This window comes from Streptomyces sp. NPDC004629, from assembly GCF_042873595.1.
GTDB lineage: Bacteria > Actinomycetota > Actinomycetes > Streptomycetales > Streptomycetaceae > Streptomyces.
Window position 1 is genome coordinate 1 of sequence record NZ_JBIALO010000026.1, and the last position, 12,489, is coordinate 12,489.

At 71.9% G+C, this 12,489-nt stretch carries 11 protein-coding genes and 1 pseudogene; 8 read left to right on the top strand and 4 right to left on the bottom strand.

The window, feature by feature from the left end; all coding sequences use genetic code 11:
- From ACFYTE_RS31430 to ACFYTE_RS31440, 3 genes and pseudogenes are all read left to right on the top strand, one after another.
- Positions 1-88: pseudogene (locus ACFYTE_RS31430) on the top strand (IS5/IS1182 family transposase); the annotation flags it as partial.
- 274 nt (positions 89-362) lie between these two features.
- Entirely contained in the window at positions 363-1,136 is a 774-nt protein-coding gene (locus ACFYTE_RS31435; RefSeq protein ID WP_388717849.1) for an IclR family transcriptional regulator, read from the top strand.
- Complete coding sequence (locus ACFYTE_RS31440) at positions 1,133-1,978, top strand: SMP-30/gluconolactonase/LRE family protein (protein ID WP_388717852.1); 846 nt, start codon at positions 1,133-1,135, stop codon at positions 1,976-1,978. The genes ACFYTE_RS31435 and ACFYTE_RS31440 overlap by 4 nt, the downstream gene beginning before the upstream one ends.
- Positions 1,979-2,069: 91 nt before the next feature.
- On the opposite strand, the gene ACFYTE_RS31445 is transcribed toward ACFYTE_RS31440, so the two are convergent.
- From ACFYTE_RS31445 to ACFYTE_RS31455, 3 genes are read right to left on the bottom strand one after another with little or no spacing between them, the layout of a single operon-like run.
- Positions 2,070-3,467 carry an FAD-dependent oxidoreductase gene (locus ACFYTE_RS31445; RefSeq protein ID WP_388717855.1) on the bottom strand — a complete coding sequence of 466 codons (1,398 nt, stop codon included), beginning with the start codon at positions 3,465-3,467 and terminating at the stop codon, positions 2,070-2,072.
- On the bottom strand, positions 3,460-4,686 hold the full coding sequence (locus ACFYTE_RS31450) for an MAB_1171c family putative transporter (protein WP_388717858.1): 1,227 nt from the start codon (positions 4,684-4,686) through the stop codon (positions 3,460-3,462). Before ACFYTE_RS31450 ends, ACFYTE_RS31445 begins: the two co-directional genes overlap by 8 nt.
- Positions 4,683-5,282 carry a toxin-antitoxin system, toxin component family protein gene (locus ACFYTE_RS31455; protein WP_388717861.1) on the bottom strand — a complete coding sequence of 200 codons (600 nt, stop codon included), beginning with the start codon at positions 5,280-5,282 and terminating at the stop codon, positions 4,683-4,685. Before ACFYTE_RS31455 ends, ACFYTE_RS31450 begins: the two co-directional genes overlap by 4 nt.
- Before the next feature lie 514 nt (positions 5,283-5,796).
- Between ACFYTE_RS31455 and ACFYTE_RS31460 the strand changes: the two genes are divergently transcribed.
- The 5 genes from ACFYTE_RS31460 to ACFYTE_RS31480 all read left to right on the top strand — a co-directional run bounded on the left by ACFYTE_RS31460 (position 5,797) and on the right by ACFYTE_RS31480 (position 9,334).
- Entirely contained in the window at positions 5,797-7,032 is a 1,236-nt protein-coding gene (locus ACFYTE_RS31460) for a helix-turn-helix domain-containing protein (protein ID WP_388717864.1), read from the top strand.
- A gap of 145 nt (positions 7,033-7,177) precedes the next feature.
- On the top strand, positions 7,178-7,576 hold the full coding sequence (locus ACFYTE_RS31465) for a hypothetical protein (protein WP_388717867.1): 399 nt from the start codon (positions 7,178-7,180) through the stop codon (positions 7,574-7,576).
- Between the two features lie 152 nt (positions 7,577-7,728).
- Entirely contained in the window at positions 7,729-8,142 is a 414-nt protein-coding gene (locus ACFYTE_RS31470; RefSeq protein WP_388717870.1) for a hypothetical protein, read from the top strand.
- 284 nt (positions 8,143-8,426) lie between these two features.
- Positions 8,427-9,002: a hypothetical protein gene (locus ACFYTE_RS31475; protein WP_388717873.1), complete on the top strand. Its 576-nt coding sequence runs from the start codon at positions 8,427-8,429 to the stop codon at positions 9,000-9,002.
- Positions 9,002-9,334 carry a hypothetical protein gene (locus tag ACFYTE_RS31480; protein WP_388717876.1) on the top strand — a complete coding sequence of 111 codons (333 nt, stop codon included), beginning with the start codon at positions 9,002-9,004 and terminating at the stop codon, positions 9,332-9,334. The genes ACFYTE_RS31475 and ACFYTE_RS31480 overlap by 1 nt, the downstream gene beginning before the upstream one ends.
- 109 nt (positions 9,335-9,443) lie before the next feature.
- On the opposite strand, the gene ACFYTE_RS31485 is transcribed toward ACFYTE_RS31480, so the two are convergent.
- Positions 9,444-12,443, bottom strand: coding sequence for a beta-galactosidase (locus ACFYTE_RS31485; protein WP_388717879.1), 3,000 nt, complete (start codon positions 12,441-12,443; stop codon positions 9,444-9,446).
- Between the last annotated feature and the right edge of the window lie 46 nt (positions 12,444-12,489).

Consider the following 12,489-nt stretch of genomic DNA (forward strand, 5'->3'; position numbering starts at 1 on the left):
CTGGGAACGGCGAGCTGACATCCACGAGGCGTTCCTCAAACTCGCCTGCTGCCTCATCACCCACCGACAACTCAGCTCATTGTGTTAGCCGCTGTAAGAAGCAGTTCAGCCTCAACACGACACCTCACGAGGCGGAGATCGGATTGTGGTCGGCCATGCGGCGCAGCAGCACCAGCTGGAAGTCGAGCGGGGTGAAGGGGGCGGCGGGGCGCTTGGCGGAGGACGGCATGGACACCATCGTCGCCCACCGCCCGGTACGCGCCCATTGCCGGGACAATCCTCCATGACTAGCCTGTGTTCGTCATGCCGATCGTCTGTTGAAATCTCGAACGCAGGCGCTGATCAAGGGAGGGGGCCGGAGGATGGGACGCCTCGTACCCGCCGTGACCCGGGCTCTCGACATACTTGAGCTCTTCCTCGACGGGGACGGGACGCTCTCCGCCCCCGACATCGTGCGCAGGCTCCAACTGCCGCGCACCACCGTGCACGAGCTGGTCACCACGCTCGCCGCCCGCCAGTACATCGTGCCCGTACCCGGACAGCCCGGACGGTACCGGCTCGGGGTGCGCCCCTACCAGCTGGGCAGCCGCTACGCCGAGCAGCTGGACCTGGCCGCCGAGGGGCAACAGGTCGCCCGCTCGGTCGCGGAGACCTGCGACGAGACCGTGCACGTGGCGATCCTGGAGGGCACGGACGTCATCTACATCGCCAAGGTCGACTCCACGCACGCGGTGCGCATGGTGTCCGCGGCCGGCCGCAGGCTGCCCGCGCACTGCACCTCGGTCGGCAAGATGCTGCTGGCCTCGCTGCCCGAGCCGGAGCTGGCCGCGCGCATCCCGGACGGCGCCGAGCTGGCCGCCATGACCCCCAACAGCATCACGGACCCCGGCGCGCTGCGCGCGGCACTGGCGGCGATCCGGGAGCGCGGCATCGCGGTGGAGAGCCGCGAGTCCAATCCGGACGTCAGCTGTGTCGCGGCCCCGGTCCGCGACCGCACCGGCCAGGTGGTCGCCGCGCTGTCCATCTCCGTGCCCATGATCCGCTGGAGCGACGAGCGGCTGGCCGAGCTGGCCCACCTGGCCGCCAAGGGCGCGGTCGAACTGTCGGAGCGCCTGGGGCACCGGAGCGCGGCATGACGGGGTACGAGGTGGCGGTGCGGGCCGAGGCGACGCTCGGCGAGGGACCGACCTGGGACCCGGCGACGGGCCGGCTGCTCTGGATCGACATCCTCGGCATGCGGGTCCACGGCTACGATCCGGTATCCGGCCGCCGCACGGTCCGCACGACCGAGCAGCACGTCGGCGCCGTGAAGCCGCGCGCGGGCGGCGGCCTGGTGCTGAACCTCCGGGACGGGATCGGCCTGCTGGACCCGGACGGCGCCTTCCGCTGGCTGCACCACGAGCCGGTGCCCGGCCGCCGCGCGAACGACGCCGCCGTCGCGCCCGACGGTGCGCTGTGGGCGGGCACGATGCGCTACGACGAGACGGCGGGCGGCGGCACGCTGTCCCGGGTCACCGGCGCCGGTGAGGTCCGCACGGTCCTGCCGTCCGTCACGGTGAGCAACGGCACGGGCTGGAGCCCCGACGGGCGCCTGATGTACTACGTCGACAGTCCCACGCGCCGGATCGACGTCTTCGACTTCGACGGCGAACAGGCCCTGAACCGGCGCCCGTTGGTGGAGATCGAGGAGGGTGCCGGCTTCCCCGACGGCCTCACGGTCGACGCCGACGGCTGTGTGTGGGTGGCGCTGTGGGACGGGGCGGCGGTACGCCGCTACACGCCCGGCGGCGTCCTGGACCGCGTGCTCACCCTGCCGACGGCGCGTCCGACGGCGTGCGCCTTCGGCGGCGCGGACCTGACGGATCTGTACATCACCACAGCCCGCACGGGCCTGAACACCCCCCACCCCCTGTCGGGTTCACTCCTGGTGATCCCCACAGCAGGCAAGGGCCTCCCTCAGCCCTCCTTCACCGGCTAGCACACCAGACGCCCCGTAAGGGGCGCGGGGAACGGCGCGAGCAACCACAACGCAACCCGCAAGACGACCGACAACACATCACCACCCCCACTCAGCGAAGCCCAACCGCCTTCAACTCCTCCGCCGTCAGGGGCGGCAAGCCCAACGCCGGTTTCAAAGGACCCACCGCCGCCGCAACCACCACGCTGGGAGCCAACAGCACCCCCGAGCCACGCTCAAGCGACGTCACATCCGTCACCCGCCGCGCGATACGCCCGTTGCCCGTCGCGGTGTGCATCAGCCGGCCCACGTAGGCCGCCGTGATCCGCTCCCGCAGCGTCGGCCCGGTCTCGGTGGCCCCCGGGTAGAAGACGTCCGCCCCGGTCGACAGGTCCCAGGCCGCCCGCACGGGCCGGCTCACCGCCTGCTGGACGCGCCGGGCGAGTCCGGGCCGGCCCAGGCCGTGACGGTTCATCACCTCTCGTAGGGCGAGCGCCCCTTGGGCCGCCACCGACATGCCGTGCCCGTACACCGGGTTGAGCGCACACACCGCGTCGCCGAGCACCACGAAGTTCTCCGGCCACACCGGCATCCGCTCGAAGTAGTGCCGGCGGTTGGCCGTGGTCCTGGTGAACGCGACCTCCTCGCCGAGCGGTTCGGCCCGTGCCAGCAGCTCGGCGATGATCGGGTGCCGCAGCTCCTGCCGGGCGTACCGGAGGAAGTCGGCGGCGTCGGCGGTCGGTTCGTGGCCCCGGCAGCCATGAAGGGTGACCATCCACTTGCCGTCCTCGATCGGCATCAGCACACCGCCCCGTCCGCGCCGCGGGCCCCGGGGATCCGCCTGCACGTTGACGATCGGGAATCCGTCCCGCGCCTGTTCCGGCGCCCGGAACAGACGGGTCGCGTACGCCAGGCCGGGGTTGACCTCGCGCAGTTCGGGCGTGGGCAGGCCGAGCGCGGCCAGCCACCGGGGGGCGCGGGAGCCGCGCCCGGTGGCGTCGACGACGAGGTCGGCCGGCAGGGTGCGCTCGGTTCCGTCCCGGTCCCGGATCCGCACCCCGGTGACGGCCGTGTCGGTGCCCACCGGACCCAGCGCCTCGGCCCGTTCGACCAGTTCGATCCGCGGGTCGGCGAGGATCCGGGTACGCACCACCCAGTCCAGCAGGTCGCGGCTCGCGGGCAGCAGGAACGCCGACTCGGTCCAGCGCCGGAACCAGCCGTGCGGCGACAGCACGACCATGTCCGTGGTCACCGGCAGCCGGGTCACCCCGGCCGCCCGCAGCCGTTCGCCGACACCCGGCACCAGCCGCTCCAGCGCCCGGGCCCCGCCCGACCACAGCTGGTGCACATGCCGGGCCTGTGGCAGCCCCGTGCGCGGCTCGGGCCCGGCGGGCAGCGTGTCCCGTTCGATCACCACGACCCGGTCGGCGAACGAGGTCAGTGCACGGGCGGCGAGCAGTCCGGCGAGGGAGCCGCCGAGGACGACGGCGACGGTGCTGCGATCACTCATGTGCGGGAACGCTCTCTGCTGGGGCGGAGGCACGCGCGCGCACCGCCTCGATCTGGTCGGGATGGCGGAGGGCCCGGGAGACCGCCCCGATCTCCTGGAGCAGATGGGTGGTGTCGGGCCCGGCGGCCGCGTCGTACGGTTCGGGCGCGCGCTGTCGGCCGACGGCGTCCAGGATGCTCACCGCGGCGGCCAGCGCCCTGGCCCGGGCCGGCGGGTTGCCCAGCTTCAGCGCGGCCTCGTACGCCCGCGCGCCCAGGTCCACGTCGATGCGCCGGGCCAGTGGCAGCAGCACGTCCCGGATGAACGTCTCCCGGCGGGTCAGTTTGAGTTCGGGCGTGGCGCGCAGCGCGTGGCGCACGCCGTCGCCGCTGACGGTCCGCATCAGCTGGTACAGCGGGCGCAGTTCGTGGTGGGCGAGCCGGACCCGCCAGCGGTCGTGCAGGTACTGGCCGGCGTGCGGCAGGATGAAGCCGACCGCGATCAGGATGGCGGACAGGGCGGCGACCGGCGGTGCCAGGTCGGTGCTCAGCCAGTCCAGGTTGCGCCCGAACCAGCGGGCGGCGACGGCGGTCAGCTTGGACGCGTCGAAGATCAGGTTGAGCACGTAGCCGGCGCCCAGCAGCTTCAGCCCCCAGCGCAGCCAGGCGTCCAGGCCCTCGGTGCGCACCCAGTTCCAGATCAGCCTGGACGTGATGAGGCAGGCCACGAAGTGCGCGAGCAGGTAGAGCAGGATCTCCTCGCGCATGAACGGGGTGGTGGCGTAGTACGTGTCCAGGTCCCGCAGCCGCTCCACGGGCGCGTCGGCGAGCGCGAAGAGAACCCACAGGGCCACGATCACCCCGCAGTAGGCGCGGATCACCCAGCGCATCGCGCGACGCGTGGCGGCCGAGCGTTCCGACAGTCCGCCTCGCCAGACGATGATCAGCAGCAGGCAGGAGCCGCAGAACGCGGTGATCAGCGAATAGCACCAGGGTGCCGAGATGTTGGGCACCCCGGTGACCCGGTTGGTCCAGGCGATCGTGGACGGGGTCACGAAGACGAACACCGCGCAGGCGAGCAGCAGCAGACCGCCGACGGCGCGCAGCAGCGGGTCCCGCCACAGCCGGATGATCGTGGGCAGCTTGATCAGCAGGGCGGCGGTCAGCACCGCGGTGGGGATCCAGAAGGAGATGTAGAACTCGCTGAGGAATCCCGAGGGGTTCAGCGCCAGCGGGGTCACCGGGGTGCTCCGCGGCGGCCGCGGTAGCCGAGGGACCGCTGGAGCGGGTCCGGGGCGGCACCGGTGCCGGCGACGCAGGGGCGGCACAGGGTGGCCAGCCGGTGTCCGAAGTCGTCGGCCTCGGCCTCGTCGGCCTCCCGGGAGCCGTTGCGCGCGGCCACCGTCAGGGCCGCGTCGCGCAGTCCCGGCGTCTCGGCGAGGGCGCGGGCCGCCTGTGCGCCGGGCAGCCGGTGGTGCCGGTGCCCGGCGTGCATGTGCCACAACTCATGGCCGAGTATGACGAGTTGCTGCACGGCTTCGGCGCGCTGCTCGACGATGACCAGGTCGAAATCGGCGAACTCCACCCACAGGCCGGTGACTTCGATCTCGTCGGGGAAGCGCTCGAAGCGCAGCTCGACGGGCCGGCCGCCGCGCTGTGCGCTCATCTCCTCGCACAGGGCCCGGCACAACTCGCCGATGTCGGAGGGGGGACGGGGTCTGGCGCGCACCGCTCGGGCCAGAGCGGCGGCGAGCGTGCGTTGGGCCGAGCCGGGCCGAAGGCTCCGCAGCCGCGTGGCGATCCGGGCCGCCCGCTGCCGCGCGCCCGAGATGTCCATCGCCTCCCCCTTCGCACCGCCGGACGGCGGCTCGTCCGAGATTACGCGTCCGGACGTGTTCGCGTCAGGTGATCGGACGAGCGTGGTTCAATCGGAAACGATCGCCGATTTAGCCGCGCCGCGAAAGACCCCCGGCCTCAAACGTCCCCGAAGTGTCCTCGTGCTGGAACGGCGCAGTCGTCAACGTCGATCCGGCATCGGGTGATGAACAGGCGGCCGGGCCTGGCTCAAAGGTGCGGCGGGTGCGCTGCTTGGGTACGCGCAGCCGCCGCGGTACCGGTCGACGGACGACGCGACTGGTCTCACGGATCGATGGGAAGTTCGACGGAATCCTTGCCGACAACCGGGAGATGGTGGGGCTCGGCCATGTCGCAAACTGACGTAGCAACCATGGTGTAGTGCCCAACTCCAGGCATGCGAAAGCCTCTTACGCAATCCTCGCGTAAGAGGCTTCGCAGTCTCCCCCGGCCGGGCGGGGGTACCGTACCTAGTGGACGCTAGGAATGGAGCCAGTATGCCCCAATGGAGCGACTACAGCACGGGTGAACGAATCAAGATCCTCCGAGGCCGCGAGATCCGGCAGTCCGACCTTGCTGAGATGACGGGCCTGTCGATCGTCACCATCCAGAAGGCAGAGCAGGACAAGGCACTGTCTCTGCCCACCCTCCTCGCCATCGCCGACGCGCTCAGCGTCGACACCTCGGTCATCCTCGGCCAGCAGGCGCCCCGCCGGGCGCTGGACCAGGGCGACCGCATGATGATCCGCGATCTGTCGCGGGCCGTCCACGACACGGCCGCCGGCATCCTCCCCGACACGGCCGAGCCCGCCACCTTCGAGGAGCTGCAAGAGACCACCGACCGGTGCTGGGACCTGTACTGGCGGGGCCGCTACGTGCAGTCCGGTGCGCTCGTCGCACCGTTCCTGACGGCGGCCGCCGCCCGACTGCACCAGCAGCCCGACGGGGAGCAAGCCCAGGCATGGGGGGCGCTCTCCGACGCCTACCGCATTGCCGGGTACGTGGCGAACCTCATGGGTGCCCGCGACCTGGCATACGCGGCGATCGGGCACGCGCAGCAGGCGGCCGAGCGGGGCGCGGATGACCTGCGAGTGGCCCTGGTCGGCTCGGGCCGGTCGTGGGTGTACTTGCGGGACGCCCGTCTCCCGGAGGCCCTGGCACTGGCGGAGAAGTCTGCGGCGGACATCGAGCCCCGGTTCTCCAAGGCGACACCGGAGGAGCTGACAGCGTACGGCAGCCACGTGAACTTCGCCGCGGTGGTCGCCTCCCGGATGGGCGACAAGGCGCGGGCTGCGGACTTCCTGTCTCAATCCCACGCCACCGGCGCCCGGATGGGCCGGGAGGTGCGCGCGCACGGAACTCTGTTCGGGCCGGTGTCCGCGACGACGCAGGCCGTCGGTATCAACGTCGCGCTTGGGCAGACGGGCAAGGCCCTGGAGCTCATCGACTCCATCGCCGACGTGTCCGCGCTGACCGAAGCTGCACGGAACCGGTACGCGATGGACAAGGCGATGGCGCAGGCCGACGCGAAGCAGTGGGACGCATCCCTCGACACGCTGGAGGAGACGCTGCGCAGCGCCCCGCAGTGGGCACGCCACCAGACCCTGCCGGGGGTGATCGTGCAGAAAGTCGGGAAGGCTTCCACGGCTAGGCTGCGGCGGGTGTCGGAGCTGATCGGGGTGTCTCCGGGCATTCAGGGTTTCCTGCCGGCGACGTCGAAGACAGCCCTGTGAGCCGCTGATTGGTATGTAGCGGACGACTTGCGGATGATTAGTCGTCAAGTGTGGTGGGACGTGGACGACTTGGAATCTGACGGATTCTCATAGTCGTCCGCCTCCTTTCTGTACCAACACGGCGTGTAGCGGCACGGTTACGGGCATGACGAGGACACCCGGCGACATCTCCCGGCGCCGCAATATCGCCGACGCGGCGAGTGGCTTTCTCTCCCGAGCAACCGTCGTGCTCTACGGCTGCCCCGAGCCCGGCCAGGACGAGCGGGACGTCATGACCCGGCTGCGCCGCTACGCCGACGCGCGTGACTGGGTGGTGATAGGGGAGGTAACCGACCTGAGCCCGGCCACCATCCCGTTCCAGGAGCGCCGCGGTTGGCCCGCGGCCAGGAATGCGGTCACCAGCGGCCAGGCCAAGGGCATCGTCGCCACCGCGTGCCCCCAGACGCCCGTCGCCTCGGATCTGGAGGATTGGCTGCGCGACAACCAGGCGTTCCTTTCCGAGGTGGCTACTGCGCCGTCCACAGCCGAAGGAGTGGCGCAGTGAAACCCGCCGGGAGCCCGGCGCCGCGGGTCCCGGCCCTCGTACTGCGCGGGGAAGACCGGGAGCGCCGCGCGGTGGCCAAGTCCTGGCTATACCAGGCGGCACCGTCCCACGAAGCGACCAGTGAAGAGTGGACGACGCAGAGCATTGCCGTGTTGACCGCGGGCATCGTGTGGGACGCCGTACGCGTGCCGTACACATCGCTCGGCGCGGATCTGGACCGCCACGCCGACCCCGCCCAGCTGCGCCGCCGACTGGCCGAACTGCGGGTGACGGGTCCGGTGTTCTGCGGCCCTTACTGGCCGTCCCTGTACGTCCTGGTGCCGCCCGGTACTGACCGCGAGTGGCCCCGCGACCTCGTCGCGGCGGGAGTGGAGTGCCTGGGCGGTACCCGCTCGTACGTCCGCTATGTGGGAGTGCCGCGCCTGGACCTGATTTCTCCTCCGGGCCCGTACTGGGTGACGCTCCCGGACGGCACCGGCCACCTCACCGACCCACAGCTCTTGCACCAGGCGCTGGCGGCGAAGCAGCAGGACGCCCTGTCGGGCGCACCGCAGGTGATCGCATGAGGAGCCACGACCCGTTAGGCGCAGAGCTGACCGGGGATGGCCGGTGCCCGCCGGTTTCCCGCTACCGGCTCTCCCCCCGAGGGCGGACGGCCCCGGCCCGCCGACCCCAACCCCGTGATGCCCCGCGACGTGCTGGCTGTCAGTTTCGTCCCGACAAAGGAAGGTTCTCGATCGTGTTGCCTCCGGCCCCGCCAGGTGTCGTCCCGTACATCGCCGGATGGAGTGAGGAAAGGCTCCTGTCGTGTCCGCTCGTCCGCCGCCGCGTGGGCCCGGGGATCGCGTACGTGGATGAGACGCCGTACGACCGTGACAGTTTCGGTGTGCTGTGGGCCCGGTACGCCCTGCGGCCGAAGCGGCGCAGGGGCAGCCCGCAGCTGCGGAACGTCCATCCGTACCGGCAGCGTCGGGCGATGCTGAACATGATGTGCCAGGTGTGCTCCCGCATGCCGCCGGACCCGCACGGCCCGCATCTGTTTCTCCTGCGGGACAGCGTCGGCCCGATCCGGGAGGGGGAGCGTACGACGAGCCCGCCGGTGTGCGTTCCCTGCGCCGGGATCTCCATCCAGCTCTGCCATGCCCTGCGTGGTGGGCGCTTCGTGGCGGCATGGGCGCGGCGCGTGCCCGCGTGGGGTGTCGTCGGTCCCCTTCATCATCCCGTGACGCTTCAGCCGGTCCCGGGGTGTCACATGGAGCAGGTGAAGTACGGGTCGGAGTGGGCTCCGTGGGTCCGGGCCGCCCGCACGATGGTGGAACTCCGCGGAGTGACACCGGCGGACCTGGACCGCGAGTTCGCGGCCCTCGGACGCGACCGCCTGGAGGAGGAGTTCACCCGAGTCGCGGAGCTGACGGCGGTCGCCTGATGGCCGCGAAGCCCGCTGCCTGGCAGCGCGGCCTGGTCGCCTCCGCCTCACCGCTCGGCGTGCCGACCCTTGTCGACGGCGGCAGCCTCGCCTACCGGACGGTCCGCGCCACCGACGACCCCAACCGATTCGAGCTGGGTGCGATCGGCCACGGGCCCCAGGGACAGCGGGTCGCCGAGCGCCTGGTCCGGGAGATCCAGTCCTGGGACCGCGATCACCGTGAGGACAGGGCGCGCATCGAGGTCTACCCGGCCGGAACGCCGGACGACCAGCTTCCCGCGGGCCGGATCATCGACCGGCCGCACACGCGGGTCACGATCGCCTGGCCGTGACGCCTCCAGCATCCCGACCAGGTCAGCAACGCGGCTGACGCAACAGGTGCGGGGCCATCTGGTCATGTGCCGCGCGGGAGGCGGTACTTGGTTGCTGATTGCCTGAACCTCAGCGGCCCGGAGAGGCCATCTGGGTCACCGGGACGCCGCCGGACGCGCTGCCCAGGAGGGTCAGCCGGGCCTCGCCCGGTCCCGACTCCGTGGTGCCGTCGGACAGCATGGCCAGTGCCAGGGTGTTGGTGCCACGGGTGTTCAGGATGCCGTTCGGCAGCACGAAGGTGTGCTGCGGGCCCACGTCGTTGATGTACTGGCCCAGATTCCAGCCGTTCAGGAAGACCTGCACCCGGTAGGCGCGGGCCGGATCGTCGTCCAGGACAAGACCGACCGAGGCGTCGATGCCGCCCGGCACCGCCAGCCGGAACGTGGTCCGGTACCAGGCCACCCCCTGCTCCCGGCCGCGGTACGGCAGTTCGACGGGCCGCCAGCCGCCGTCCGCGAACCCCGGCAGATGCCAGCCCTCCCGTTCCCCGTACAGTCCGCCGTTGTTCATCGGCCCGCGCACCGCGTCCGGCGCGAGCGCACCCTGGATGCGCCACCGCACCGTCGGCGCGGCCCCCTCGAAGCCGGCCCCGGTCAGCCCGCGCGCCGCCTTGTGGGTGTCCTCGGCCCCGCCGTCCCGGTCGTGCTGCATGCGCCGTACCAGCACGGACAGCACATGCCCGCCGGGCGCCGCCAGCCTGCGGCGCAGCCGCTCGCGCCGGTGGCGGGGCAGCGCGGACAGGGCGAACACCGCCGTGTCCGTCCAGGTCCCCCGGCCGGACGTGCCGTCGTCCGGCACCGGCATCCGGTGCACCCCCAGCGGCTCGCCGTCCAGCCAGGCCATCAGCATGCCCTGGGTGCCGGTGCTGTAGCCGAGGGACACCTTCTCAAGGCCGGCCGTGCCGGTCAGCTGCCCCCGGTACCAGACGTCGCCGTAGTGGAAGCCGTAGTCGTCGGCGAACAGCACCGGCCCGCCCTTCGGCACCGGCGTCGTGCTGTGCGACGTCCGTCTGTCGGCCACCTGCCACGCCGAGTCGTCGAACCCCGGCGCGGACTCGGGGTTCTCCGCCTTCCGGCGCCAGCCGCCCAGCGCGGGCAGCGCGACGTCCGGCACCCCCGGCAGCAGTGCCTGCGCCGTCAGGCTGCCGGCCTTCGTGACACGTGTGCTCACCGGGCGCCCGTTCCACTCCACGGCGTCGATCCCGCGCGGCCCCCACACCTCAAGGCCGGTCTCCTGGACGGTGTCGCCGGTCAGCCGGACCGTGGAGCCGTCCAGGACGGCCTCGCGCAGCAGCGCCGGGCCGTACACCAGCACCGTCCCGGACGGGGTGTCGTACGGCCACAGCCGCACGGCGGTCGCCTCGTCGGCGAACAGCAGCAGCAGCGGCGTCTCGCTCTCGCCGTGCTCGACCATCACCCGGGTGAGCCCGCCCTCGCCGAGCGGCACGGACACATGCAGGGCGCCCCGCTCGTACACCCAGGCGGCCTCCGGGTCCAGGCGGTTGACCAGCGGCTCGCTCGGGCAGTCCAGCACCAGGCGGGCCATCTCGCCGCGCGGCCCGGTGAACAGGGCGATGTCCTGGCGGCCGGCGGTGAGCCGGAACATGGGCTGGGCGGTGCTGTACCGCAAGGTCCGTCTGCCGAGGGACAGCCCGGTGGTCAGCAGCCGGGCGTCCCGGGCCGGGACGGTGACCTCCACGCCGCCCGCCGCGGTCGGCAGGGTCGAGGTGACCGCCTCGGCGCCGTCGTTGCGCACCACATACACATGGGAGCCGGTGTCCGGGTTGGTGAGGTGGTAGGCCTTGAGACCCTTCGCCGTCACATCCGCCGCCCGGTCCAGCTTGGCGAAGTCCGGCACCCGTTGCAGGAGATGACCCAGCTGGTGCATCGGGGCGATCTTGGGAGTGACGTTGCGGGCCTCGTCGATGGCCGCCCCGTAGTCGTACGACGTGTAGACGACCGGCGCGGGCAGCCAGCCCCAGGAGGTGCCGCCGAAGGCCATGCGGACGTTGTGCAGGGTCAGTCCGTTGGCCAGGTCGGTGAGGTGGAAGCGGCGTTCGAAGGCCGCGTCCCGGGTGCGCCGCGCCTCGGCGTACCCCTTGCCGTCGAAGGCGGCCCCGCCCCACGGGTCGTACCGGCCGTCGCCGAACTCCGTCACAAAACCCGGCGTGCGCGGGCTCGCACCGGCGCCGGCCGCCGTGCCCACGGTGCCGAAGCGCCCCCGGTCCTGCGGGGTCCGGGACGGCTCGGAATCCACGTCGAAGCCGTACAGCCAGCCGCCCTTGTCCCCGCCGGTGTCGAACGACCCCGGGACCCAGCGGCCGCTCGGCCCCCTGTCGTTGTGGAAGAGCGGTACGTCGATGCCGTCCGCCCGCACCTTGCGGTACAGGTGGGACATGTAGGCGCGGCCGGTCGGCTCGTCCGCGCGGGCGTCGTACTCGTTCTCGATCTGGTACAGCAGGACCGTGCCGCCGCCGTCGGTGAACTGGTGCCGGCGGGCGATCCGGTTCACCGCCGTGAACCACTCGTCGACATGTGACAGATAGCCGGGATCGGCGGTCCGCGCCGTTGCCCCGGTGACCGTGAGCCAGCCGGGGAAGCCGCCGCCGTCCAGCTCCGCGTCGATGTACGGGCCGGGGCGCAGGATGACGTACAGCCCGGTCTCGGCGGCCGTGCGCAGGAACAGGTCCAGATCGCGTACGCCGCTGAAGTCGTAGCGTCCGGGGGCGGACGAGTGGTAGTTCCAGGCGACGCGGACGCTGACCGTGTTGTGGCCGTGCGCTCGCATCTTCTGCAGCACGTCGCGCCACAGGGACGGGCTCGGCAGCCGGAACGGGTGCATCTCGCCGGACCACACCACGAGCCGTCTGCCGTCCACGAGCAGGGAGTGGCGGTCGTAGCCGACGGTGTGCCGGCGCCGGTCCGCGCTCGGCGGGGCCGGGGCCGGGCCGGTCGGCACACTGCGCGCCGCGTACGCCGAAAGCGCCCCCGGGCCGCCGCTGCCGCCCAGGGCGAAGCCGAGCGCGGCGGAGCCCGCGAGGGCACTGAAGGTACGTCTGCTGAGCGCCAAGGGGTTCCTCCCGGGCGATCTTACGGGGGCGCGGTCCGGCCATTCT